Source organism: Pseudomonas sp. S1(2024) (assembly GCF_046557535.1).
The window spans coordinates 42,043-65,583 of sequence record NZ_JBKGFP010000099.1 but is presented as its reverse complement, the minus strand read 5'-3'; the positions used below and the strand labels follow the sequence as shown (position 1 = coordinate 65,583).

General features: G+C 63.2%; 18 protein-coding genes and 6 tRNA genes. 20 read left to right on the top strand and 4 right to left on the bottom strand.

Going from position 1 to position 23,541, the window contains the following annotated elements; translation table 11 throughout:
* Positions 1 to 26: 26 nt before the first annotated feature.
* On the bottom strand, positions 27 to 1,577 hold the full coding sequence (locus ACLCGK_RS27370; protein ID WP_061302920.1) for an MDR family MFS transporter: 1,551 nt from the start codon (positions 1,575 to 1,577) through the stop codon (positions 27 to 29).
* Positions 1,567 to 2,622, bottom strand: a complete 1,056-nt coding sequence (locus tag ACLCGK_RS27365; RefSeq protein ID WP_013971592.1) for an HlyD family secretion protein — start codon at positions 2,620 to 2,622, stop codon at positions 1,567 to 1,569. Before ACLCGK_RS27365 ends, ACLCGK_RS27370 begins: the two co-directional genes overlap by 11 nt.
* 143 nt (positions 2,623 to 2,765) lie before the next feature.
* Between ACLCGK_RS27365 and gltX the strand changes: the two genes are divergently transcribed.
* The 12 genes from gltX to ACLCGK_RS27305 all read left to right on the top strand — a co-directional run bounded on the left by gltX (position 2,766) and on the right by ACLCGK_RS27305 (position 9,096).
* Positions 2,766 to 4,247 (top strand): glutamate--tRNA ligase, encoded by a 1,482-nt coding sequence (gene gltX / locus ACLCGK_RS27360; RefSeq protein ID WP_025338230.1) that lies wholly within the window; start codon positions 2,766 to 2,768, stop codon positions 4,245 to 4,247.
* Between the two features lie 245 nt (positions 4,248 to 4,492).
* Positions 4,493 to 4,568 (top strand) — tRNA-Ala (locus ACLCGK_RS27355).
* Positions 4,569 to 4,640: 72 nt separating this feature from the next.
* Positions 4,641 to 4,716 (top strand) — tRNA-Glu (locus ACLCGK_RS27350).
* 53 nt (positions 4,717 to 4,769) lie between these two features.
* Positions 4,770 to 4,845 (top strand) — tRNA-Ala (locus ACLCGK_RS27345).
* 41 nt (positions 4,846 to 4,886) lie between these two features.
* Positions 4,887 to 4,962, top strand: a tRNA-Glu gene (locus ACLCGK_RS27340).
* A 60-nt stretch (positions 4,963 to 5,022) separates the two neighbouring features.
* A tRNA-Ala gene (locus ACLCGK_RS27335) sits at positions 5,023 to 5,098 on the top strand.
* Between the two features lie 42 nt (positions 5,099 to 5,140).
* Positions 5,141 to 5,216 (top strand) — tRNA-Glu (locus tag ACLCGK_RS27330).
* Between the two features lie 173 nt (positions 5,217 to 5,389).
* Complete coding sequence (locus ACLCGK_RS27325) at positions 5,390 to 5,929, top strand: TetR/AcrR family transcriptional regulator (RefSeq protein WP_013971594.1); 540 nt, start codon at positions 5,390 to 5,392, stop codon at positions 5,927 to 5,929.
* Between the two features lie 15 nt (positions 5,930 to 5,944).
* Positions 5,945 to 6,778, top strand: a complete 834-nt coding sequence (locus tag ACLCGK_RS27320) for an alpha/beta fold hydrolase (protein ID WP_003260276.1) — start codon at positions 5,945 to 5,947, stop codon at positions 6,776 to 6,778.
* A gap of 182 nt (positions 6,779 to 6,960) precedes the next feature.
* The gene (locus ACLCGK_RS27315) at positions 6,961 to 7,395 is read left to right on the top strand and encodes an acyl-CoA thioesterase (protein WP_410953329.1); all 435 of its coding nucleotides are present in this window, start codon (positions 6,961 to 6,963) and stop codon (positions 7,393 to 7,395) included.
* Positions 7,396 to 7,446: 51 nt separating this feature from the next.
* Positions 7,447 to 8,418, top strand: a complete 972-nt coding sequence (locus ACLCGK_RS27310; protein ID WP_410953328.1) for a tRNA dihydrouridine synthase — start codon at positions 7,447 to 7,449, stop codon at positions 8,416 to 8,418.
* A 234-nt stretch (positions 8,419 to 8,652) separates the two neighbouring features.
* On the top strand, positions 8,653 to 9,096 hold the full coding sequence (locus ACLCGK_RS27305; protein WP_003260273.1) for an Hsp20 family protein: 444 nt from the start codon (positions 8,653 to 8,655) through the stop codon (positions 9,094 to 9,096).
* 100 nt (positions 9,097 to 9,196) lie between these two features.
* Here the strand turns inward: ACLCGK_RS27305 and ACLCGK_RS27300 are convergent, their stop codons facing one another.
* Entirely contained in the window at positions 9,197 to 12,493 is a 3,297-nt protein-coding gene (locus ACLCGK_RS27300) for a PAS domain S-box protein (protein WP_169775189.1), read from the bottom strand.
* Between the two features lie 62 nt (positions 12,494 to 12,555).
* Positions 12,556 to 13,434, bottom strand: a complete 879-nt coding sequence (locus ACLCGK_RS27295; RefSeq protein WP_410953327.1) for a LysR family transcriptional regulator — start codon at positions 13,432 to 13,434, stop codon at positions 12,556 to 12,558.
* A gap of 131 nt (positions 13,435 to 13,565) precedes the next feature.
* Between ACLCGK_RS27295 and leuC the strand changes: the two genes are divergently transcribed.
* The 8 genes from leuC (at position 13,566) to ACLCGK_RS27255 (ending at position 23,463) form a co-directional block, all read left to right on the top strand.
* Positions 13,566 to 14,999, top strand: coding sequence for a 3-isopropylmalate dehydratase large subunit (leuC, locus tag ACLCGK_RS27290; RefSeq protein WP_013971600.1), 1,434 nt, complete (start codon positions 13,566 to 13,568; stop codon positions 14,997 to 14,999).
* Positions 14,996 to 15,640 (top strand): 3-isopropylmalate dehydratase small subunit, encoded by a 645-nt coding sequence (gene leuD, locus ACLCGK_RS27285; RefSeq protein WP_410953326.1) that lies wholly within the window; start codon positions 14,996 to 14,998, stop codon positions 15,638 to 15,640. Before leuC ends, leuD begins: the two co-directional genes overlap by 4 nt.
* 66 nt (positions 15,641 to 15,706) lie before the next feature.
* Complete coding sequence (locus ACLCGK_RS27280) at positions 15,707 to 16,471, top strand: class I SAM-dependent methyltransferase (RefSeq protein ID WP_015269432.1); 765 nt, start codon at positions 15,707 to 15,709, stop codon at positions 16,469 to 16,471.
* Positions 16,472 to 16,525: 54 nt separating this feature from the next.
* Positions 16,526 to 17,608, top strand: a complete 1,083-nt coding sequence (gene leuB, locus ACLCGK_RS27275; protein ID WP_013971603.1) for a 3-isopropylmalate dehydrogenase — start codon at positions 16,526 to 16,528, stop codon at positions 17,606 to 17,608.
* 63 nt (positions 17,609 to 17,671) lie between these two features.
* Positions 17,672 to 18,784, top strand: coding sequence for an aspartate-semialdehyde dehydrogenase (gene asd / locus ACLCGK_RS27270; RefSeq protein WP_023660790.1), 1,113 nt, complete (start codon positions 17,672 to 17,674; stop codon positions 18,782 to 18,784).
* Between the two features lie 673 nt (positions 18,785 to 19,457).
* Complete coding sequence (locus ACLCGK_RS27265) at positions 19,458 to 19,658, top strand: hypothetical protein (RefSeq protein ID WP_410953325.1); 201 nt, start codon at positions 19,458 to 19,460, stop codon at positions 19,656 to 19,658.
* Positions 19,655 to 20,659 (top strand): aspartate-semialdehyde dehydrogenase, encoded by a 1,005-nt coding sequence (locus tag ACLCGK_RS27260; protein ID WP_410953324.1) that lies wholly within the window; start codon positions 19,655 to 19,657, stop codon positions 20,657 to 20,659. Before ACLCGK_RS27265 ends, ACLCGK_RS27260 begins: the two co-directional genes overlap by 4 nt.
* A gap of 71 nt (positions 20,660 to 20,730) precedes the next feature.
* Positions 20,731 to 23,463: a FimV/HubP family polar landmark protein gene (locus ACLCGK_RS27255; protein ID WP_410953323.1), complete on the top strand. Its 2,733-nt coding sequence runs from the start codon at positions 20,731 to 20,733 to the stop codon at positions 23,461 to 23,463.
* Positions 23,464 to 23,541: the final 78 nt, after the last annotated feature.

Genomic DNA, 23,541 nt, shown 5'->3' with positions numbered 1-23,541 from the left:
GGGACCGCATACAGTCTGAAATAGCCTCAATGTGCTTCTCCCGCTTTCAGCCCCTCTGGCAACTTCCGCGTCAACAACACCGCCACCATGCTCACCGCTAACCCGATCCCCACAAAGTGGAACGCATCGTTATAGGCCATGATCAACGCCTGCTGGTGAGTGATCTCGCTCAACTTGCCCAGCGCCGCATTGTCATTGCCCAGCCGCTCTGCCAGTTGCGCCAACCGTTCCGCCACCTGCGGGTTGCTCGGCACCACCGCCTCCCTCAGGTAATCGAAATACACCTTGGTCCGTGCATCCAGCAGGGTGGCCAGCAGCGCAATGCCGATCGCACCGCCCAGGTTACGCAGGATATTGAACAGGCTCGACGCCGACCCCGCATCCTGCGGTTGTATATACGCCGTGGCGATCAGCGAAATGGTCACCATGATCATGGGCTGGCCGATGGCACGGATGATCTGGATATGGTTGAACTGCGGCCCTGCAAAATCCGGGTTGAGCACCCCCGAGCCGAAACTGGCGGCGCCGAACAGGCAGAACCCCAGGGCACACAACACCTTGGGCGACACCACTTTCATCAGTTGCGGCACCAACGGGATCAGGAACAGCTGCGGGATACCCATCCACATGATCACCTCGCCGATCTGCAAGGCGTTGTAGCCCTGCACCTGCGCCAGGTACAGCGGCAGCAGGTAGATCGACCCGTACAAGCCTACCCCCATGCCAAGGCTGGCGATGCTCGACAGGCCAAAGTTGCGGTTGCCGAGGATGCGCAGGTTGATCAGCGGGTGTGGCTTGGAAAACTGCAGGATGACGAAGGTGATCAGGCTGACCAGGGCGATGCTGCCCAGGCCGACGATCAGCTGCGATTCCAGCCAGTCCTTGCGGTGGCCTTCCTCCAGGAACACCTGCAGGCAACCAAGCCCCAGGCCCAGGGTGACGATGCCGGCGTAATCGGTGCTTTTCAGCAGTTCCCAGTGCGCGTCCTTTTTTTCCAGCCCGTACAGCAGGCCGGCGATCATCACCAGGCCCGGTGGGATATTGATGTAGAAAATGTACTCCCAGCCCCAGTTCTCGGTCAGCCAGCCGCCCAAGGTGGGGCCGATGGAGGGGGCGAAGGTGGCGGTCATGGCGAACATGGCCATGCCCTTGGCGCGGTGGTGTTCGGGCAGCTTGATCAGGGTCAGGGTGAAGGCCAGCGGGATCAGCGCACCGCCGGTAAAACCTTGCAGGGCGCGGAACAGGATCATGCTCTCCAGGTTCCAGGCCATCGAACATAACAGTGACGACAACAGGAAGCCGCTGGACACCCACACGGCCAGGCGCCGCGCCGACAGCAGCTGCACCAGCCAGGCGGTGAGCGGGATCATGATGATTTCCGCGACCAGGTAAGAGGTGGAAATCCACGAGCCTTCCTCCAGCGTCGCCGACAGTGCGCCTTGGATGTCCTTGAGCGACGAGTTGGTGATCTGGATGTCCAGCACCGCCATGAAGGCGCCGAGCATCACGCTCATTACCGCGATCCAGTCCCGCCGTGTCGGCTCTGCGGTTGGCCTGAGCAGCTGGTCACCGGCCATTGTGGCCTTCGTCTTCGCTGCGCAGGTCGACGGTGGCGGTCACCGACATGCCAGGGCGGATGCGCCCGTGCAACGGGTTGTCAGCGCGGAAGGTCAGCTTGACCGGAATACGCTGCACCACCTTGGTGAAGTTGCCGGTGGCGTTGTCGGGCGGCAGCAGGCTGAACTGCGCGCCGGAGGCGGCGAAAAGGCTGTCGACCCGGCCTTCTATCGGTGTGTCGGGGTAGCTGTCGAACAGCAGCTCGGCACGCTGGCCGGGCTGCATGCGGCCGATCTGGGTCTCCTTGAAATTGGCCTGCACCCAGATGTCTTCATCCGGCACGATCGACAGCAGGTAGGCACCGGCCTGTACCACCTGGCCATTGCGCGCGTTGCGCTGGCCGATGCTGCCGCTGATCGGTGCGCGGATTTCACAGCGGGTCAGGTTCAGTTCGGCTTGTGCCAGGTCGGCGCGGGCGTTGGCGATCTGCGCGTCGAGGCGCTTGAGTTCGGCGGTCAATGCGTTGACTTGCTGGCGCTGGCTTTGCAGGTCGGCACGCGCCTTGTCGACCTGCGAGCCGGCGACATGGCTGTCCGCGGACAGGGTGGTGACCCGTTCTTCCGATACGAAACCTGGTTTGCGCAGCTTCTCGGCACGGCTCAGGTCCAGGCGCGAGCGGTCAAATGTAGCCTGGTTGGCCGCCACCTGGGCCTGGCCGGCGGCGATCAGGCTGGCTTGCTGGGTCAGGCGGCTTTGCGCCTGCACCTGTTCGGCTTCGCGGGTGGCCAGGGCGGCGCGGGCGCGTTGCACGGCCAGTTCGAAGTCGGCGGCCTCCAGGCGCACCAGCAGGTCGCCTTTTTTGACGTGCTGGTTGTCCTCGACCCGCACCTCGTCGATGCGTGCGCCCAACTGGCTGGAAATGCGGGTGATCTCGCCCTGTACGTAGGCGTTGTCGGTGCTTTCGTAGAAGCGGCCCTTGAAGTACCAGTGGCCCAGGAAGGCGAGGGCGATGACGGCCACCAAGGTGAAGAAGACCAGCAGGCGGCGTTTGAGTTGGGCAGGCATGAGGACTATCGTTCCAGAAATGTAAATAAATTTAACAGCGGCACATGGCCGGTCGACAAGTGACGTTCGCGCCATTGCTGGAGCCAGGTGCCTGCCTCCTGCTAACATCCCGCCTTTGTTTCATCTTTCGTTCGAGACTCTCCATGACCACCGTACGCACGCGTATCGCGCCATCGCCTACCGGCGACCCCCATGTCGGCACTGCCTACATCGCCCTGTTCAACTACTGCTTTGCCAAGCAGCACGGCGGTGAGTTCATCCTGCGCATCGAAGACACCGACCAGCTGCGCTCCACGCGCGAGTCGGAGCAGCAGATCTTCGATGCCCTGCGCTGGCTCGGCATCGAATGGAACGAAGGTCCGGACGTCGGCGGCCCGCACGGCCCTTACCGGCAGAGCGAGCGTGGCGAAATCTACGCCAGGTACGCCAAGGAGCTGGTTGACGCCGGCCATGCCTTCTACTGCTTCTGCACCGCCGAAGAGCTGGAGCAGATGCGCGCAGAACAGCAAGCCCGTGGCGAAACCCCGCGCTACGACGGCCGCGCGCTGCTGCTGAGCGCCGAGGAAGTGCAGCGCCGCCTGGACGCTGGCGAGCCGCACGTGATCCGCATGAAAGTGCCGAGCGAAGGCGTGTGCGTGGTACCAGACATGCTGCGTGGCGATGTCGAGATCCCGTGGGACCGCATGGACATGCAGGTGCTGATGAAGAACGACGGCCTGCCGACGTACTTCCTGGCCAACGTGGTCGACGACCATCTGATGGGCATCACCCACGTGCTGCGCGGCGAAGAGTGGCTGCCATCGGCACCCAAGCTGATCAAGCTGTACGAATACTTCGGCTGGGAACAGCCCAAGCTGTGCTACATGCCGCTGCTGCGTAACCCGGACAAGTCCAAGCTGTCCAAGCGCAAGAACCCGACCTCGGTGACTTTCTACGAGCGCATGGGCTTCATGCCCGAGGCGATGCTCAACTACCTGGGCCGCATGGGCTGGTCGATGCCGGACGAGCGCGAGAAGTTCTCGCTGGCCGAGATGGTCGAGCACTTCGACCTGTCGCGTATCTCGCTGGGCGGCCCGATCTTCGACATCGAGAAGCTGTCCTGGCTGAACGGCCAGTGGCTGCGCGAACTGCCGGTCGAGGAGTTCGCCGCGCGCCTGCAGAAGTGGGCGTTCAACAGCGACTACATGATGAAGATCGCCCCACACGTGCAAGGCCGGGTGGAAACCTTCAGCCAGGTTGCCCCGCTGGGCGGGTTCTTCTTCGAAGGCGCGCTGAAGCTGGACGCCAAGCTGTTCGAAAGCAAGAAGCTGTCGGCCGACCAGGTACGCCAGGTGATCCAGCTGATCCTGTGGAAGCTCGAAAGCCTGCGTCAGTGGGAAAAAGAGCGCATCACCGGTTGCATCCAGGCGGTGGTCGAGGCGCTGGAGCTGAAGCTGCGTGATGCCATGCCGCTGATGTTTGCCGCCATTACCGGCCAGGCCAGCTCGGTTTCGGTGCTGGACGCGATGGAAATCCTTGGCCCGGACCTGACCCGCTACCGCCTGCGCCAGGCCCTGGACCTGCTGGGTGGTGTGTCGAAGAAAGAAAACAAAGAGTGGGAAAAGCTGCTGGCCTCCATCGCCTGACAGTGGTCCTGAGGCCATAAGCCGAACTTGTGGGAGCGGGTAAACCCGCTCCCGCGGGGCTCAGTGTTGAGTTTTGGCAAGGGGAGGGCGGTAAGTGATTGTTATCTGTGAAAAATTTTTTGAATATTTTGAAAAATTCGTTTGACAGCCCTGCAATCCGATCTTAATATGCGCCCCGTCCACAGCGATGAACGAAAACGAAACGCCAGGCACCCAGCCAGCGCTTCGGTTCAAAGCGACATTGTGGGGCTATAGCTCAGCTGGGAGAGCGCCTGCATGGCATGCAGGAGGTCAGCGGTTCGATCCCGCTTAGCTCCACCAAATTCCGCCTGGCAGCCAAGGCTGTCGGGCAAGACCGGGTCCAGCAACCGGGTCTTGAAGGTAAGAAGGTTCGTCCCCTTCGTCTAGTGGCCTAGGACACCGCCCTTTCACGGCGGTAACAGGGGTTCGAGTCCCCTAGGGGACGCCAGTTTTGCACAAGCGATGTTTCAGGATGTCGCTGGGCCGAGAGGCTAGAAATCCGGGGCTATAGCTCAGCTGGGAGAGCGCCTGCATGGCATGCAGGAGGTCAGCGGTTCGATCCCGCTTAGCTCCACCAATTTGCCGCGGTTCGCGAAAGCGGATCGGCACGAAGGTTACGTCCCCTTCGTCTAGTGGCCTAGGACACCGCCCTTTCACGGCGGTAACAGGGGTTCGAGTCCCCTAGGGGACGCCACTTTTCCTGCGTTTTGCAGGGCTTTAAAGGCTCGTCGATTACTGATGAGCCTTTTGTTTCGGGGCTATAGCTCAGCTGGGAGAGCGCCTGCATGGCATGCAGGAGGTCAGCGGTTCGATCCCGCTTAGCTCCACCATTTCTGCCGCGGTTCGCGTAAGCGGATCGGCACGAAGGTTACGTCCCCTTCGTCTAGTGGCCTAGGACACCGCCCTTTCACGGCGGTAACAGGGGTTCGAGTCCCCTAGGGGACGCCACGTTTACCCGCGTTTTGCGGGACTTTGAAGGCTCATTCGATTATTGAATGGGCCTTTTGTTTTTCTCCCCTAATCAAAATTTCGCGACCGACAGGCGGCTGCAGATTCTGCTTGCCAAAAAATATTATGCGAATAATATTTCGATCATCATATTTTTGTTGGCGAGTGGCCTGATGAGCGACAAGAAGAGCAGAACCCGCGAGCGCATTCTCGAGGCGGCGCGAAGTGCGCTGATCCAGCACGGCCCGGCCGAGCCCAGCGTCAGCCAGGTCATGGGTGCGGCAGGCCTGACCGTCGGTGGTTTCTACGCCCACTTCGACAGCAAGGACGAGTTGATGCTCGAAGCGTTCCGCCAGTTGCTGGGCGAGCGCCGCGCCTTGCTCGCGCAGATCGACCCCAGCCTCGATGGCGCCGGGCGGCGGGCGCTGGCCAGTGCGTTCTATCTTTCGCGCAAGCACCGTGATGCCGAAGTGCATGCCTGCCCGCTGCCCAATTCGCTGGGCGAGATGCAGCGCCTGCCAGAGGCCTTCCGCGAGGTTCTGGCCGAGCACATCGAGTTGATGGCTGCCGCCATGGTCGACCGCCCCGAGGACGCCGACAAGGCATTGGCCGACCTGGCCCTGATGGTTGGTGGCCTGGCGCTTGCCCGTGCCCTGGGCACCAGCGAATTGTCCGATCGTATTCTGCGCGCCGCCAAATCGGCGGTGCTTTGAGCCTGGAGCATGGCGATGACTACCCTGAGCTGGATTCGTGGTGTCAATGGCACCTTGGGCCGCCTGGCCCCCGAGCATGTCGCGGGCAAGATGCGCCGTGCCTTCATGACCCCTCGCAACCTGCCGCCACGGGATTGGGAGTTGCCCGTGCTGGCCAGCGCCGAGCGCATCACTTTGCGCTTCGGCTTGTCGGCCTTGCGCTGGGGCAAGGGGCCGACCGTGCTGATGATGCACGGCTGGGAGGGGCGCCCGACCCAGTTTGCCGCGTTGATCGAAACCTTGGTCCAGGCGGGGCACACGGTGGTGTCGCTGGAGGGGCCGGGGCATGGCCGTTCGCCTGGCGAACAGGCAAATGTGGTGTTGTTTGCCCGAGCGCTGCTGGAAGCTGCCGCCGAGCTGCCGCCGCTGCGCGCGGTTATTGGCCATTCCATGGGCGGCGCCAGTGTATTGCTGGCCTTGCAGATGGGGCTGCGTACCGAGGCAGCGGTAAGCATCGCTGCCCCGGCGCGGCTATTGGGCGTGCTGCGTGGCTTTGCCCATCGTCTGGGTCTGCCGGCGCGGGCGCGGGCTGCATTCATTCGCCAGGTGGAGCGGGATGTGGGCATGCAGATTGCGCGGCTGGATGTGACGGGTTACCAGTTGGAGTTGCCCGGGCTGGTGGTGCATGCCGCCGATGATGCCTTGGTCGCAGCCGATGAGGCCCGGGTTATCCACAAGGCCTGGTTCGATAGCCGCCTGATGCTGCTGGAGGCGGGTGGCCACCAGCGCGTGCTGTCCGATCCGCGCCTGAGTGAAGCGGTGCTGGAGCTGCTGGCCCGGGCTGGCGCACCAGCGCGGCAAAGTGCCTGATGATGTTGCCTGTACTGGCCTCATCGCCGGCAAGCCAGCCACAGGTACAGCGCAAGCCTTTGAACCAGCGCAGACCCTGTGGGAGCTGGCTTGCCGGCGATGAGGCCGGTAAAACCTCCACAAGGGCTGGACTTTTTTCTGCAGGTCCCTGCTAAATCCACTTTTGCTCCAAGGAAGCGAACATGAGCTGGGACTTGGCAACACCCTTCGTCATCGACCTGCGCGTCGGTAGCGAGGATATCGACGGCCTTGGCCACGCCAACAACGCGGTCTACGTCACCTGGCTGGAGCGCTGCGCCTGGCGCCATTCCCAGCGCCTGGGCCTGGACCTGGCCGAATATCGCCGGCTGGACCGGGCCATGGCGGTGGTGCGCCACGAAATCGACTACCTGGCCGCTGCCTACGAGGATGACGAGTTGCAACTGGCCACCTGGATCATCGACTGGGACCAGCGCCTGCGCATGACCCGGCGCTTCCAGCTCAAGCGCCCGCGCGACGGCGTGACTTTGCTGCGCGCCCAGACCACCTTTGCCTGCATCGAGCTGTCCAGCGGCAAGCCCAAGCGCATGCCGGCGGAGTTCCTCGAAGGTTACGGCCCGGCGCTGATCGGCGCCTGAAAAACCGGCAATTTTTGTTAAACTGCCGGCTTTTTCCGCCGAGACCCCGACATGCAAATTGCCCTGGCCCCCATGGAGGGGCTGGTCGACAACATCCTGCGCGACGTGCTGACCCGCGTGGGCGGTATCGACTGGTGCGTCACCGAGTTCATTCGCGTGTGCGACCGCCTGCTGCCGCCTTCCTCGTTCGACAAGCTGGCGCCCGAGTTGCGCAATGGCGCACGGACCGCTGCAGGGGTACCAATGCGCGTGCAGTTGTTGGGTTCGGACCCTGTGTGCCTGGCGGAAAACGCCGCGCTGGCCTGCCAGTTGGGCGCGCCGGTGATAGACCTGAACTTCGGTTGCCCGGCCAAGACCGTGAACAAGTCGCGCGGTGGAGCGGTGCTGCTCAAGGAGCCGGAGCTGCTGCACGCCATTGTGCGTGAAGTGCGCCGTGCCGTGCCGGCACATATCCCGGTCACCTCGAAGATGCGCCTGGGTTTCGACAGCCCCGATGGCGCGCTGGAGTGTGCCACGGCGCTGGCCGAAGGCGGTTCGGCGCACCTGGTGGTGCATGCGCGGACGAAGGTCGAGGGCTACAAGCCCCCGGCCCACTGGGAGTGGGTGGCGCGGGTGCAGGATGTGGTCAAGGTGCCAGTGTTCGCCAACGGCGAGATCTGGACCGTGGATGACTGGAGGCGTTGTCGTGAGGTCAGTGGCGCCGAAGATATCATGCTGGGCCGTGGGCTGGTTTCGCGCCCCGATCTTGGGCTGCAGATTGCCGCGGCGCGTGACGGGCGGGAGTACCGGCCGATGAGCTGGGACGACCTGCTGCCGTTGCTTCGCGAGTTTTGGCGTCAGGCCCAGGCCAAGTTGTCGCCGCGCTATGCACCGGGGCGGATGAAGCAGTGGCTGGCGATGCTGACCCGCAGTTATCCCGAAGCGGTTGTGCTGTTTGCCGAATTGCGGCGGGAGGATGACTGTGCGCGGATCAGCCGGTTGCTGGGGGTTGAGGCGGTTTCCTTGGAGGCTTGTGTTGCCTGATCCGGCCCTTTCGCGGGCTCGCCCGCTCCCACAGGGACCTCACGGATTCTGAGCCCTGTGCAGTACCTGTGGGAGCGGGCGTGCCCGCGAAGAGGCCATCAAATCCAGTGCAGGAATCCAGATTTTTTCTCCCCGCCCCTTGAAAGCATTTCCCTCGGCCATATCTCTTGAGTACGCGATGCCGAAGTCGGGTCGCGTAATGACTTACTTGCTGAATCTCAGGAGTTCATGACCATGACTACCGCTTTCTCTCTCGCTCCACTGTTCCGCCATTCCGTTGGTTTCGACCGTTTCAACGACCTGTTCGAATCCGCGGCACGTAACGAGGCCGGTAGCAGCTACCCGCCCTACAATGTGGAAAAGCATGGCGATGACCACTACCGTATCGTGGTTGCTGCAGCCGGTTTCCAGGAAGAGGACCTCGACCTGCAGGTTGAAAAAGGTGTCCTGACCGTGACCGGTGGCAAGCGCGACAATGGCCCTGCTGAAGTGACCTACCTGCATCAGGGTATCGCGCAGCGCGCCTTCAAGCTGTCGTTCCGCCTGGCCGACCATATCGAAGTCAAGGCCGCCGGCCTGGCCAATGGCCTGCTCAGCATCGACCTGCTGCGCATCGTGCCTGAAGAGGCCAAGGCCAAGCGCATTCCGATCAACGGCGACAAGCCAGCGCTGAACTGATCGTGTAGATGTGAAAAAGGGCACCCCTAGGGGTGCCCTTTTTTGTGGCGGCTGTCTTGCACAACATCCAGAAGCTGGCGCGATCACTGTGGGAGCGGTTTCAGTAATCCGCCGGCGCCTCCAGCAACATCTGCCGGAACTCCGGCAACGGCAGCGGCCGGCTGTGCAAGTACCCCTGGTACAGGTGGCACCCCAGCCGTTCCAGAAACTCCAGTTGTTCGGTCAGTTCCACCCCTTCGGCAATCACCGTCAACTCCAGGCTGCGAGCCATGGCGACGATAGCGCGGACGATTTCGGCGTCGTTGGGGTCTTCCGGCGCATCGCGCACGAAGGTCTGGTCGATCTTCAGCGCATCCACTGGCAGGCGTTTCAGGTAGGTCAGCGAGGAATAACCGGTGCCGAAGTCATCCATGGCAAAGCTCACCCCGTAGCGCTTCAGCTCGCGCATCTTGCTGATGGTGTCCTCCAGGTTCTGGATGACGATGCCTTCGGTAATTTCCAGCGTCAGCATTCGCCGTGGCAGGCGGTAATCGTCCAGGCTGCGCAGCACCCGCCCGACAAAGTCGTTCTGGCGGAACTGCCGTGGGCTGATGTTCACGCACAAGCTGAAATCATCGGCGTCGATCAGCCCGTCGCCGAGCATGCGTGCGCAGGCATCGCAAGCTTCGTCGAGTATCCAGCTGCCAACTTCCAGGATCAGGCCGCTTTCTTCCAGCACCTGAATGAATTGCGCCGGTGGCTGCTGACCCAGTTGTGGATGATGCCAGCGCAGCAGCACCTCGGCACCGACGATGCGGTTGTCGCGCGCATCCACCTGTGGCTGGAAGTGCAGCGCCAACTCGCCGCGGGCCAGGGCCAGGCGCAGGTCGTTTTCCATGCGCAGGCGCTCGCTGGCAGCCTTCTGCATGGTGGTATGGAACAGCTGGGTGGTGTTGCGCCCGGAATCCTTGGCACGGTACAGGGCGATATCGGCACGCTTGAGCAGGTCGGCCGGGGTGGCGCCGTGGTCAGGGATCAGCGCCACGCCGATGCTGGGTGTTACCTGCAGGCGCTGGCCATCCAGCGACATCGGCTCGGCCAGCAGTTCGCGCAGGGTATCGGCCAGCCCGCGGACTTTCTCTTCGACCAGCTCGCGGCTGCCTTCCAGGCCGCTGAGCAATACCACGAACTCATCGCCACCCAGGCGCGCCACGGTGTCTTCCAGGCGCACACTGGCTTCCAGCCGCGCTGTGATGATCTTCAGCACCGTGTCGCCCACCGGGTGGCCCAGCGAGTCGTTGATGTGCTTGAAGTGGTCGAGGTCGAGGAACAGCAGGGCGCCGCGAAGGTTGTGGCGCCTGAGCAGGGCGATCTGCTGGCTCAGGCGGTCCATCAGCAGGGCGCGGTTGGGCAGGTTGGTCAGCGGGTCGTGGTAGGCCAGGTGGCGAATCTGTGCCTGGGCGTTTTTCAGCTGGCTGACATCGCGGGCGGTTACCAGCAGGCAGTCCACCTCATTGAGGGTGATCGGCTCCACCGACACTTCCACGGTGAGGATGTCGCCGCGCTTGTTGCGCCCTAGCATCTCGCGATGATGCACCCGGCCACGCTCGCGCAACTCGGCCAGCAGGGCGCTGCGCTGCTTGTCGTCGGCCCAGATGCCGATCTCGTACACCGTGCGGCCGACCACGTCGGCGGCGTTGTAGCCGGTCAGGCGGCAGAAACCGTCGTTGATTTCCAGGTAGCGACCGCTGTAGCGTTCGGTGATGGTGATGGCGTCAGGGCTGGAGTGGAAGGCCTTGGCAAACTTCTCCTCGCTGGACTTCAGCGCCGCCTCGGCGCGCTGCTGCTGGGTGATGTCGCGCAGGGTGGTAACACTGCAAGGCTGGTCATCGACGGTGATCAGGCGGCTGGAAATCACGCAGGTCAGCGGTGCCCCATTGCGGTGGTTGACCACTACGGCGACGTTGCTCAGGGCCTGTTCGCGGATTACCCGCTCTATGCGTTGCGCGCGCTCGATGGACTCCGCCCACAGGCCGATTTCCTCGGCGGTGCGGCCGATCACCTGCTCGGTGCTCCAGCCGAAGGTCTGGGTGAACGCCGGATTGATCTCGATGAACTGCCCGGTGTCCTGGCGGGTGACACAGATTGGGTCGGGGCTGACCTGGAACAGGCTGGCGAACTTCTCTTCCGAAGCGCTCAGGCGCTGTTCGCGCTCCACCTGGTCGGTGATGTCGAGCAAAGTGCCAGCCATGCGCAGCGGGTTGCCCTGCTCGTCGCGGTACAGCCGGGCGCGGCTTTCGATGTAGCGCGAGATGCCGTTTTCCAGCTGTACCCGGTAGGTGATCTGGTAGTTGCCTGCAGGTCCTTCGCGCAGGCTGCGGTAAGCCTGGCGCATCGAATTGCGCTCTTGCTCCGGGACCCCTTCGAAAAACGCGTCGAACGATTCGTGAAACGGGATGGGCGGCAGGCCGTGCAGCTGCGCGGCGCGCGCCGAACCGTAGAGCATGCCGCTGGGAATATGCCAGTCCCAGGTGCCCAGCTGTGCCGAATCCAGGGCCAGGTCCAGGCGCTCCTGGCTGTCCTTCAAGGCCTGCTCGGCACGTTTGCGCTCGGTGGTGTCGATAAAGGTGCTGAGCAGGAAGGTCCCGCCCTCCAGTTCGATGCCCTGGGTACAGAGGATGCCGTCATGTACCTTGCCGCTGGTAGCGCGGAACTGGACTTCCATTATCAAAGGGCCAGTGTTGCCACGGGTCGACTCCAGCAACTGGTGGCGCTGTTCGGGGTTTGCCCACAGGCCAAGCTCCAGGCTGGTCTTGCCGATCACCTGGCTGCCGGGCCAGCCGAACATGTCTTCGAAGTGCTGGTTGACCTCGAAAATCATGCCGTCGTGGCGTCGGGTGAGCAAAATGGCATTGGGGCTGAGGTGGAACAGGGTGGCGAAGCGTTTTTCCGAATTGATCAACGCCGTTTCCCGCTCGCGCTGGCGGGTGATTTCACGGATCACCCCGATCATCTGCGGCCGGCCGTTCGGGTCGTGGGTCAGGCTGCCGTTGATCTCCAGCCAGTGCAGGCTGCCGTCCGGCCAGCGGATACGGTGGCGCATGGCCTGCTCCACCGGTTCGCCGTTGAACACTGCCTGGAACACCTGGCGTGTGCGCGCACGGTCTTCCTCCGGCAGCAGGTCGAGGTAGTCGATATCTGCGGGGAGCGGGCGCTGCGGGTCGAAGCCGAACAGGGCCTGGGTGCCCCGTGACCAGCTCACCCGGCCGCTGTCGATATCCCATAGCCAGGCACCCAGCCGTGCGCCGTTGAGTGCGGCCAGCAACTGTGGGGCGTTCTGCCAGGCCTGTTCCGACTCCTGAGGGTCGGCCGCTGGTATGCGCGGCAGGCGCAAAAAGCGATTCGCTGATTTGGGCATCGGTACCAGACCTTTGGCGTATGACGCGTCCTTGGAGGTGGCAATACCGGGCTGACGACCGGTCAGGCGGGCCCCGCGTGGCTGTCGAGCAGGGCCATGAATGCCCTGGCCGCGTTCGAAAGCGTACGCTCCGTGTGCAAAATGTAGCCTAGCTGGCGAGACAGCTGTATGCCCGGCAAGGCGATGGGTGCAACCTGTTCGTCGAGCATGGTGCGCGGCAGCACGCTCCAGGCCAGGCCGATGGACACCATCATCTTGATGGTTTCCAGATAGTTGGTACTCATGGCGATGTTCGGCGTCAGGCCCTGGCTTTCGAACAGGCGCTGAACAATGTGGTGGGTAAAAGTGTTGCCGCCCGGGAACACGGCCGGGTGGCGGGCGACGTCGGCCAGGCTGACCGTGTTGTTGTTGGCCAGCGGGTGCTCGGGAGCGGCGACGAAGTCCAGGGCGTCGTCCCATACCGGCACGGCCTTGACCAGGTGGTGCGGCTCGGGTGCCAGGGTGATAACGGCAATCTCGGCGCGGCCATGGAGGATTTCGTCGTAGGCCTGTTCCGAATCCATGAACTGAATATCCAGCGCCACTGCCGGGTATTCCCGGGTGAAGGCCCGCAGCAGCGGGGGAAGGCGGTGCAAGCCGATATGGTGGCTGGTGGCCAGGGTCAGGCGACCACTCACTTCACCGGTCAAATTGGTCAGTGCGCGCCGGGTATCATCGAGGACGTTGAGGATCTGGTAGGCGCGGGGAAGCAGGGCGCGGCCCGCCTCGGTCAGGGTCACCTCGCGGCCCAGCCGGTCGAACAGGCGCACATCCAGTTGCTGTTCCAGTCCGGCGATGCGTTTGCTGACGGCCGGTTGAGTCAGGAACAGGCGGTCGGCCGCCCCGGAAAAACTACCGGTTTCGGCAATTGCGATGAAGGCGCTAAGGTTGGCCAGATCCATGGGGTCGCATTCCTGTTGGTTATCCAAAGCATAAAAATTATGAATTTGAGTTATTCAATCTAACCCCCTAGCATCGACCGCACAAGCCAAGGGGTCTTTGGCATAGAAAGACGCTGATGAGGAACAGTCTGATGGCTGGCAAAACGCTCTACGACAAACTCTGGGAAGCCCATGAGGTCAAGCGCCGTGATGACGGCTCGTCCTTGATCTACATCGACCGTCACATCATCCACGAAGTGACGTCGCCCCAGGCCTTCGAAGGCCTGCGCCTGGCCAACCGCAAACCTTGGCGCATCGACGCCAACATCGCCACGCCTGACCACAACGTGCCGACCACGCCAGAGCGCAAGGGCGGTATCGAGGCCATCGTCGACCAGGTGTCGCGCCTGCAGGTGCAGACCCTTGACGAGAACTGTGACGAATATGGCATCGTCGAATTCAAGATGAATGACGAGCGTCAAGGCATCGTCCACGTCATCAGCCCGGAGCAGGGTGCCACCTTGCCTGGCATGACTGTGGTCTGCGGTGACTCGCACACCTCCACCCACGGCGCCTTCGGTGCCCTGGCCCACGGTATCGGCACTTCCGAGGTAGAGCACGTGCTCGCTACCCAGTGCCTGGTCGCCAAGAAAATGAAGAACATGCTGGTGCGCGTGGAAGGCCAGTTGCCTGCCGGCGTAACCGCCAAGGACATCGTCCTGGCCGTGATCGGCAAGATCGGTACCGCCGGTGGTAACGGCCACGCCATGGAATTTGCTGGCAGCGCCATCCGCGAATTGTCGATGGAAGGCCGCATGACCATCTGCAACATGTCCATCGAAGCCGGTGCCCGCGTAGGCCTGGTGGCGGTGGACGACACCACTGTTGCCTATGTCGAAGGCCGCCCGTACGCGCCGAAGGGCGAGCAGTGGAAGCAGGCGGTCGAAGCCTGGAAAGGCCTGGTCTCCGACGCTGACGCGGTGTTCGACACCGTGGTCGAGCTCGACGCTGCGCAAATCAAGCCGCAGGTCAGCTGGGGCACTTCGCCGGAGATGGTCCTCGCTGTCGACCAGCGCGTGCCGGACCCGGCTGCCGAGCCTGACCTGATCAAACGTGGTTCGATCGAGCGTGCCCTCAAGTACATGGGCCTCGCCGCCAACCAGGCGATCACCGATATCAAGCTCGACCGCGTGTTCATCGGTTCGTGCACCAACTCGCGTATCGAAGACCTGCGCGCTGCCGCCGAAATCGCCAAGGGCCGCAAGGTCGCGGCCAACGTCAAGCAGGCGCTGGTGGTGCCGGGCTCGGGCCTGGTCAAGGCCCAGGCCGAGCGCGAAGGCCTGGACAAGATCTTCCTCGAGGCCGGTTTCGAATGGCGTGAGCCAGGCTGCTCGATGTGCCTGGCGATGAACCCGGACCGCCTGGAGAGCGGCGAGCATTGCGCGTCTACCTCCAACCGCAACTTCGAAGGCCGTCAGGGGGCCGGTGGCCGCACCCACCTGGTCAGCCCGGCCATGGCCGCCGCCGCCGCGGTGACCGGCCACTTCATCGATGTCCGCGAGTTGATCCAAGGGAGCGCAGCATGAAAGCCTTTACCCAGCACACTGGCCTCGTCGCGCCGTTGGACCGTGCCAACGTCGACACCGACCAGATCATCCCCAAGCAGTTCCTGAAGTCGATCAAGCGCACCGGCTTCGGCCCCAACCTGTTCGACGAGTGGCGTTACCTGGACGTGGGCCAGCCTTACCAGGACAACAGCAAGCGCCCGCTGAACGAGGAGTTCGTGCTCAACCACGAACGCTACCAGGGTGCCAGCGTGTTGCTGGCGCGGGAGAACTTCGGTTGCGGCTCCAGCCGTGAGCACGCCCCATGGGCGCTGGACGAGTACGGCTTCCGCAGTGTGATCGCGCCAAGCTTTGCCGACATCTTCTTCAACAACAGCTTCAAGAACGGCTTGCTGCCGATCATCCTCAGCGACGAGGAAGTCGACGAGCTGTTCAAGCAGGTCGAAGCCATCCCGGGCTATCAGCTGACCATCGACCTGCAGGCGCAGGCGGTGACCCGTCCGGATGGCAAGGTGCTGCACTTCGAGATCGATGCGTTCCGCAAGCACTGCTTGCTCAACGGCCTGGACGACATCGGCCTGACCCTGCAGGACAGCGATGCGATCAAGGCCTTCGAAGGCAAGCACCGCGCCGGGCAGCCTTGGCTGTTCCGTGATGCCTGAATGATGTAGTTGGGTTTGCCGGCGATAGGGCCAGTAGAGACAACCCAAAACCAAAAGGATCGAGACATGACCAGCACCCAGCACACCGATGTGGTCCAACGCCAGTTCGGCGAACAGGCCAGCGCCTACCTCAGCAGCGCCGTGCACGCCCAAGGCAGTGAATTCGGCCTGCTGCAAGACGCGCTGGCAGGGCGGGGCCATGCCCGCGTGCTCGACCTTGGCTGCGGTGCCGGTCATGTCAGTTTCCACGTCGCCCCTCTGGTTGCCGAAGTGGTCGCCTACGACCTCTCGCAAGCCATGCTCGACGTGGTCGCCAGTGCCGCCGCCGAGCGCGGCCTGGCCAATATCACCACCGAACGCGGTGCCGCCGAACGCCTGCCGTTCGCCGACGCCTCGTTCGACTTCGTCTTCAGCCGCTACTCGGCCCACCACTGGAGCGATCTGGGTCTGGCCCTGCGCGAAGTGCGCCGAGTGCTCAAGCCGGGTGGCGTGGCGGCGTTCATCGACGTCATGTCGCCGGGCAGCCCGCTGCTCGACACCTACCTGCAAACGGTCGAAGTACTGCGCGACACCAGCCACGTGCGCGATTATTCCGCTGCCGAATGGCAACGCCAGGTCAGCGAGGCTGGCCTGCATGTACGCAGCCACACCCGCCAGCCGCTGCGCCTGGAGTTTTCCAGCTGGGTCGAGCGCATGCGCACCCCCGAGCCAATGCGCGTGGCAATTCGCCAATTGCAGCAAGCCATGGGCGAAGAAGTACGGCAGTATTACCAGATCGAGGCCGATGGTTCGTTCAGCACCGATGTGCTGGTGTTGTGGGCCGAGCGTTAAGAACTTTTCGGTGGGGCCCGCTTGGCCGCACCGCGTGATTGGATAGAGGAAAGCATGAGCAAGCAGATTCTGATTCTCCCAGGTGACGGTATCGGCCCGGAAATCATGGCCGAGGCGGTCAAGGTGCTGGAGCTGGCCAACGACAAGTTCCAGCTCGGCTTCAGCCTGGAGCACGATGTGATCGGTGGCGCCGCCATCGACAAGCACGGCGTGCCGCTGGCCGACGAGACCCTGGAGCGTGCGCGCAAGGCCGATGCCGTGCTGCTGGGCGCCGTGGGCGGGCCGAAGTGGGACAAGATCGAGCGTGACATTCGCCCCGAGCGCGGCCTGCTGAAAATCCGTTCGCAACTGGGCCTGTTCGCCAACCTGCGCCCGGCCATCCTCTACCCGCAACTGGCCGATGCCTCGTCGCTCAAGCCAGAGATCGTTTCCGGCCTGGACATCCTCATCGTCCGTGAGCTGACCGGCGGTATCTACTTCGGTGCCCCGCGTGGCCAGCGCGAGCTGGAAGGCGGCGAGCGCCAGGCCTACGACACGCTGCCGTACAGCGAAAGCGAAGTGCGCCGCATTGCCCGTGTCGGTTTCGACATGGCCCGCGTGCGCGGCAAGAAGCTGTGCTCGGTAGACAAGGCCAACGTCCTGGCTTCCAGCCAGCTGTGGCGTGAAGTGGTCGAGGACGTGGCCAAGGACTACCCGGATGTTGAACTGAGCCACATGTACGTCGACAACGCCGCCATGCAGCTGGTGCGTGCGCCCAAGCAGTTCGATGTGATGGTGACCGACAACATGTTCGGTGACATTCTGTCGGATGAAGCTTCCATGCTGACCGGCTCCATCGGCATGCTGCCTTCGGCGTCGCTGGATGCCGACAACAAGGGCATGTACGAGCCGTGCCACGGCTCGGCCCCGGACATCGCAGGCCTTGGCATCGCCAACCCGCTGGCGACCATCCTGTCGGTGTCGATGATGCTGCGTTACAGCTTCAATCAGTCGGCTGCCGCCGAGGCGATCGAGAAGGCCGTGAGCCTGGTCCTGGACCAGGGGCTGCGCACCGGCGACATCTTCTCGGAAGGCTGCCGCAAAGTTGGTACGCAGGAAATGGGCGACGCAGTAGTCGCAGCGCTGCGGAATCTGTAATCTCTCTGGCCCGCCACCCAAAATTCCCGGTGGCGGCCCACTTTTAGCAAAGGTGTAGTTGCGATGAAACGTGTAGGTCTGATCGGTTGGCGCGGTATGGTCGGTTCCGTGCTCATGCAGCGGATGCTGGAGGAGCAGGATTTCGACCTCATCGAGCCGGTGTTCTTCACCACCTCCAATGTTGGCGGCCAGGGCCCGAACGTGGGCAAGGATACAGCACCGCTCAAGGATGCTTATTCGATCGAAGAACTCAAGACCCTCGACGTTATCCTGACCTGCCAGGGCGGCGACTACACCAACGAGGTCTTCCCCAAGCTGCGTGAAGCCGGCTGGCAGGGTTACTGGATCGACGCCGCCTCGTCCCTGCGCATGCAGGATGACGCGGTGATCATCCTCGACCCGGTCAACCGCAAGGTCATCGACCAGCAGCTGGACGCGGGTACCAAGAACTACATCGGCGGCAATTGCACCGTCAGCCTGATGCTGATGGGCCTGGGTGGCCTGTTCGAAGCCGGCCTGGTCGAGTGGATGAGCGCCATGACCTACCAGGCGGCCTCGGGTGCCGGTGCGCAGAACATGCGCGAGCTGATCAAGCAGATGGGTGCTACCCATGCTGCCGTCGCCGATGACCTGGCCAACCCGGCCAGCGCCATCCTCGACATCGACCGCAAGGTTGCCGAGACCATGCGCAGCGAAGCGTTCCCGACCGAGAACTTCGGCGTGCCACTGGCTGGCAGCCTGATCCCGTGGATCGACAAGGAACTGCCGAACGGCCAGAGCCGTGAAGAGTGGAAGGCCCAGGCCGAGACCAACAAGATCCTCGGCCGCTTCAAGAGCCCGATCCCGGTCGACGGCATCTGCGTGCGCATCGGCGCCATGCGTTGCCACAGCCAGGCGCTGACCATCAAGCTGAACAAGGACGTGCCGCTGGCCGATATCGAAGGCATGATCAGCCAGCACAACCCTTGGGTGAAGCTGGTACCTAACCAGCGTGAAATCAGCATGCAGGAGCTGACACCGACCAAGGTTACCGGCACCCTGAACATCCCGGTTGGCCGCCTGCGCAAGCTGAACATGGGGTCCCAGTACCTGGGCGCGTTCACCGTAGGTGACCAGCTGCTGTGGGGCGCGGCTGAGCCGCTGCGCCGCATGCTGCGGATTCTGCTGGAGCGTTGATCGCTCCGGTCTGACCGAAAACCCGCGCTGGCGACAGCGCGGGTTTTTTTATTTCCGATCCATCTTCGCTTTCGCTTTCGCTTTTGCTTCTAGGCGCGCGATAGATCAGGCGCCGCCGATTGCGACTTCAGGAGGCCGAGCGAAGGGATTGCGGAGGGAGGTGACGGGCATGGATGCCCGTCAAGCGCTGAGGCCCCATGGATGGGGCCTGCAGCGCGTCCTCCCGGGAGCAAGCCCGTAGCGAGGGGACCCCGGAGCGAAGCGCAGGGGCCGGATGATGGGAGCCGACGGTTTTTGGTTCCTTTTTGCCACGACAAAAAGGGACCCGCCGTAAGGGCGGAAAGGTGACTTGGCGCCACCATCGCGAATGAATGTCTACTCGATGCGAATGCCCACATCCAAAAGCCAAAAAGCCAAAAAGCCAAAAAGCCAAAAAGCTTAAGCGACGGTTTTGATATGGCGAACAGTCCGTTTGCGATGGCGACGCTGATTCACCTTTTCGCCCTTACGGCGAGTCACTTTTTGTCAAACGCGACAAAAAGTAACCAAAAAACGCTGCGCTCCCATCATCCGGCCCCTCCGCTACGCTACGGGGTTCCCTCGCGCCGGTCTTGCTCCCGGGAGTACGCGCTGCAGGCCCCATCCATGGGGCCTCAGCGCTTGACGGGCATCCATGCCCGTCACCTCCCTCCGCAAGACCTCTGCTCGGCCTCCTGAAGTCGCGAAGATCAAGATCAAGATCAAGATCAAGATCAAGATCAAGATCAAGAGCAAGAGCAGCGCAGCTCTAGGTTTGGGCCAGCACAGACAAAACTCTACAATCCGAGTAAAGTGCCGCCCCCCGCCGTTTTCAGCAAAAGGATCCCTTCCATGACACACCCTTTGGACATCGCCGTCGTTGGCGCCACCGGCAGCGTCGGTGAAGCCCTGGTGCAGATCCTCGAAGAACTGGCTTTCCCGGTCGCCACCCTGCACCTGCTGGCCAGCATGGAATCGGCGGGCAGTAGCGTGATGTTCGCCGGCAAGAAGCTGAAGGTACGTGAGGTGGACAGCTTCGACTTTGCCCAGGTCAAGCTGGCCTTTTTCGCCGCAGGCGCCGCAGTCAGCCGAAGCTTTGCCAGCAAGGCGCTGCAGGCAGGCTGCACGGTCATCGACCTGTCCGCTGGTCTGGACGACGCCCTGGCTCTGGTGCCCGAAGCCAACGCCGAACGCCTGGTTGACCTGGCATTGCCCGCGCGCATCGTCAGCCCGTGCTCGGCCGCGGTTGCCCTGGCCGTTGCTCTGGCACCGCTCAAGCGCCTGCTGGATATCGAGCGGGTGCAGGTGATGGCCGCGCTGGCGGTGTCCGCACAAGGTCGGGAAGCTGTCAACGAACTCGCCCGGCAAACTGCCGAGCTGCTCAATGCCCGGCCCCTGGAGCCGCGCTTCTTCGATCGCCAGGTGGCGTTCAACATGTTGGCCCAGGTCGGTGCCGCCGATAAGCAAGGCCACACCGCCCTGGAGCGCCGCCTGGTCGGTGAGCTGCGTGTGCTGCTGGGCCTGCCTGAACTGAAGATTTCCGTGAGCTGCGTTCAAGTCCCGGTATTTTTCGGCGATAGCTTCAGTGTGGCGGTACAGAGCCGTCGCCCGGTCGACCTGGAGGCGGTCAACCAGGCCCTCGAGGCGGCTGACAGCGTCGAACTGGTGGAGCGCGACGATTATCCGACTCCGGTAGGCGACGCAGTAGGCCAGGACGTGGTCTATGTTGGTCGTGTACGGCATGGTGTTGATGAAGACCAGCAACTCAACCTCTGGCTGACCACCGACAACGTGCGCAAAGGCGCCGCGCTCAATGCTGTGCAAGTGGCACAATTGTTGATTAAACACATGCCGTAAAAGATACTGGCGAGCACTATTGTCCTGCTCTGCATGCAGGTTTCAGGACGCTTCATACAAGGGAAGAGGTCATGCTTCGAATTCGCAAACTGGTTCTGGCCATGGCTGCAGCATCGGCGCTGTCGTCGGGCATGGCGAATGCCCTGGGCCTGGGGGAACTGACCCTCAAATCGGCACAGAACCAGCCCCTGGACGCCGAGATCGAACTGCTCGACGTGCGCGACCTCACCGCTGCCGAAGTGGCACCGAGCCTGGCGCCGCCGGAAGATTTCAGCAAGGCCGGGGTGGCATTCCCAACCTACCTCGAAGACCTAACCTTCACACCGGTGATCAACCCCAACGGCAAGAGCGTGCTGCGTGTTACCTCCAGCCAGCCGCTACCGGAGCCGGTGGTAAAGTTCCTGGTCCAGGTGATGTGGCCGCAGGGCCGCCTGCTGCGTGACTACAGCGTGCTGCTCGACCAGGCCAAGGCCCAGGGCGACAAGCCTGCGGCAGGCAATGTCGCGCCAGCGGTGACCGCTGCCGACAGCTATACCACCCAGCGCCGGGACACCCTGTGGCAGATTGCCGCGCGCAATACCCAGGGCGGCTCGATCCAGCAGACCATGATCGCGATTCAGGCCCTGAACCCGGACGCGTTCATCGGCAACAACATCAACCAGCTGAAGGTTGGCCAGGTGTTGCGCCTGCCCGACCAGCAGCAGATCCAGAACATCCCGCAGGGCGAGGCGACCGCCGAGGTGGCCGAACAGTATGCTGCCTGGCGTGAAGGCCGTCGCCTGGGCCCGCGTGCCCGCCAGCTGGACGCCACTCGCCGCGGTGCCGCCGAGGCAGCTCCGGCGCGTATCGCCCAGGGCGACAACCTGCGCCTGGTCAGCCCGGGCAACCAGGCCGGTGCTGGCCAGGCCAAGGCCCTCAATGACAAGCTGGCGGTGGCCCAGGAAAGCCTGGACACCAGTCGACGCGACAACGAAGAGCTCAAGAGCCGCATGGCCGACCTGCAGAGCCAGCTGGACAAGCTGCAGCGTCTGATCGAGTTGAAGAACAACCAGCTGGCCCGCCTTGAAGCGCAGGGGGCGGCTGCACCGGCCGAACCGATCGTTAAGCCTGCGCCTGACGCTGTCGATACCTCACCCAAACCGGTGTCTGCCGCCGAAGCTGCACCTGCCGCCGGCCAGCCAGGTAGCGTCGTCGACGAAATCATGGGCAACCCGCTGCTGCTCGGGCTGATTGCCGGTAGTGCCTTCCTCGTACTGTTGCTTCTGCTGCTGTTGCTGGCGCGCAAGCGCAAGGCCCAGCAGGAGGCTGAAAAGCACCTGCGCATGGCGCGGGCGCTGGAAGAAGAGCAGGGCGCAGGCTTTGACAGCGATAGCGCAAGCTTCGATGGCGTAGAAGTCTCGGCGCCGAGCGTGACCCTGTCGCCGGCCGTGGTCGCCGCTTCGGCTGCCGCCGCCACCGCCGCGGAAAAAACGGCGGCACCCGCCTCCGAAGCGCAACCTGAACCGCAAGCCGACCCCCATGCCGCGCTGCTGGCGGAAGTCGAGCAATGCGTGGCCGAAGGCCGCCTGAACCGCGCTACCGACCTGTTGGAACCTGCCGTGGCCGCCGCGCCGCAGCGTGACGACCTGCGCCTGAAACTGATGGATGTGTACGCCCGCCAGGGTGACCAGAGCGCGTTCGTCGAGCAGGAGCGCAAGTTGCCGGCCAGTGAGCAGAACAGTGAAGCGGTTGCCGGGCTGAAAGAGCGCTACCCGGCCATGCTCGGCCTGGCCGCTGCCGGCCTGGGCGCGGCGGCCCTGGCTGCCGAGATGGATGAGCAGTACGTGCAGGAGCTGTTGCAGGATCAGCCTGATACGCCAGTGGTTGCCGATGTGGCGCCGGAGGAAGTGCCGGCGGTCGAGCCAGAGGTGGCGATAGAACCAGAGGCTGTTGCCCTGGCGGAACCTGAAGCAGCGCTCGAACCCGAAGTTGATCTGGATGCTGAGCTGGATGCCTTCGATGAAGTGCCGACCCTCGATGCGCCGGGCCTGGACGAGCAGGACCTGGACAGTGCCTTCGACCTGAGCCTGGGTGACGACCTGCCTGAGCAAGACCCGCTGGCAGCGCCGCTGCTGGACGAATCTGTGGCCAAGCAACCTGTAGTCGAAGAGCCGGTACTGGATGAACCTGTACTGGAATCGGTTCAGCCGGAAGACGAGCCGTTTGCGGTGGACGCCGAGCTACAGGCCGACGCTGACGCCGAATTCGAGGCCATGCTGGCACAGGCCGAGCCACAGCCCGCTGTGGACCTTTCCGACTTCGACCTCGACATCAGCGAGCCGGTTGCCCCGGCAGCCCCGGCTGCGGTCGACGAAACCCCGGTAGATGTCGCCGCCGAGTTGGCTGCCTTCGACAGCGAGCCAGCGTTCGACCCGCTTTCCGAGTTCGATCTGCCATCCGACTTCGATCTTTCGCTGTCGCTGGAAGACGATTCGCCGGCAGCCAAGAGCTTTACCTCGGAGCTGGACGACGTCAACGCTGAGCTGGACAAGCTGTCGCAGAGCCTTGAGTCGCCGTCGCTGGAGCCGCATTTCACCAGCGAGGATGCGGCTGCCCAGCCCGAGCCCGAGCCCGAGCCACTGGACGACCTGGACTTCGACTTCTTCTCCGGAAGCGACGAAGTGGCCACCAAGCTAGACCTGGCCCGGGCCTATATCGACATGGGCGACAACCAAGGCGCACGCGACATTCTCGATGAAGTGGTCAAGGATGGCGACGACAGCCAGCGTCAGGAGGCCGAGGACATGCTCTCCCGGTTGGTCTGATGTAAGCAGGGCCGGCCTCTTCGCGGGCTTGCCCGCTCCCACAGGATCTCCAAAGATTTTCGACCTTGTGAGTAACCT

Excerpts from the sequence above, each read along its gene's own strand:
- asd (WP_023660790.1), top strand. The coding sequence starts at position 17,672 with ATGAAACGTGTAGGTCTGATCGGTTGGCGCGGTATGGTCGGTTCCGTG.
- ACLCGK_RS27265 (WP_410953325.1), top strand. The coding sequence starts at position 19,458 with ATGCCCGTCACCTCCCTCCGCAAGACCTCTGCTCGGCCTCCTGAAGTC.
- ACLCGK_RS27320 (WP_003260276.1), top strand. The coding sequence starts at position 5,945 with ATGACTACCCTGAGCTGGATTCGTGGTGTCAATGGCACCTTGGGCCGC.
- gltX (WP_025338230.1), top strand. The coding sequence starts at position 2,766 with ATGACCACCGTACGCACGCGTATCGCGCCATCGCCTACCGGCGACCCC.
- ACLCGK_RS27260 (WP_410953324.1), top strand. The coding sequence starts at position 19,655 with ATGACACACCCTTTGGACATCGCCGTCGTTGGCGCCACCGGCAGCGTC.
- ACLCGK_RS27370 (WP_061302920.1), bottom strand. The coding sequence starts at position 1,577 with ATGGCCGGTGACCAGCTGCTCAGGCCAACCGCAGAGCCGACACGGCGG.
- ACLCGK_RS27255 (WP_410953323.1), top strand. The coding sequence starts at position 20,731 with ATGCTTCGAATTCGCAAACTGGTTCTGGCCATGGCTGCAGCATCGGCG.
- leuB (WP_013971603.1), top strand. The coding sequence starts at position 16,526 with ATGAGCAAGCAGATTCTGATTCTCCCAGGTGACGGTATCGGCCCGGAA.
- ACLCGK_RS27365 (WP_013971592.1), bottom strand. The coding sequence starts at position 2,622 with ATGCCTGCCCAACTCAAACGCCGCCTGCTGGTCTTCTTCACCTTGGTG.
- ACLCGK_RS27300 (WP_169775189.1), bottom strand. The coding sequence starts at position 12,493 with ATGCCCAAATCAGCGAATCGCTTTTTGCGCCTGCCGCGCATACCAGCG.
- leuD (WP_410953326.1), top strand. The coding sequence starts at position 14,996 with ATGAAAGCCTTTACCCAGCACACTGGCCTCGTCGCGCCGTTGGACCGT.
- leuC (WP_013971600.1), top strand. The coding sequence starts at position 13,566 with ATGGCTGGCAAAACGCTCTACGACAAACTCTGGGAAGCCCATGAGGTC.
- ACLCGK_RS27325 (WP_013971594.1), top strand. The coding sequence starts at position 5,390 with ATGAGCGACAAGAAGAGCAGAACCCGCGAGCGCATTCTCGAGGCGGCG.
- ACLCGK_RS27280 (WP_015269432.1), top strand. The coding sequence starts at position 15,707 with ATGACCAGCACCCAGCACACCGATGTGGTCCAACGCCAGTTCGGCGAA.
- ACLCGK_RS27315 (WP_410953329.1), top strand. The coding sequence starts at position 6,961 with ATGAGCTGGGACTTGGCAACACCCTTCGTCATCGACCTGCGCGTCGGT.
- ACLCGK_RS27305 (WP_003260273.1), top strand. The coding sequence starts at position 8,653 with ATGACTACCGCTTTCTCTCTCGCTCCACTGTTCCGCCATTCCGTTGGT.
- ACLCGK_RS27310 (WP_410953328.1), top strand. The coding sequence starts at position 7,447 with ATGCAAATTGCCCTGGCCCCCATGGAGGGGCTGGTCGACAACATCCTG.
- ACLCGK_RS27295 (WP_410953327.1), bottom strand. The coding sequence starts at position 13,434 with ATGGATCTGGCCAACCTTAGCGCCTTCATCGCAATTGCCGAAACCGGT.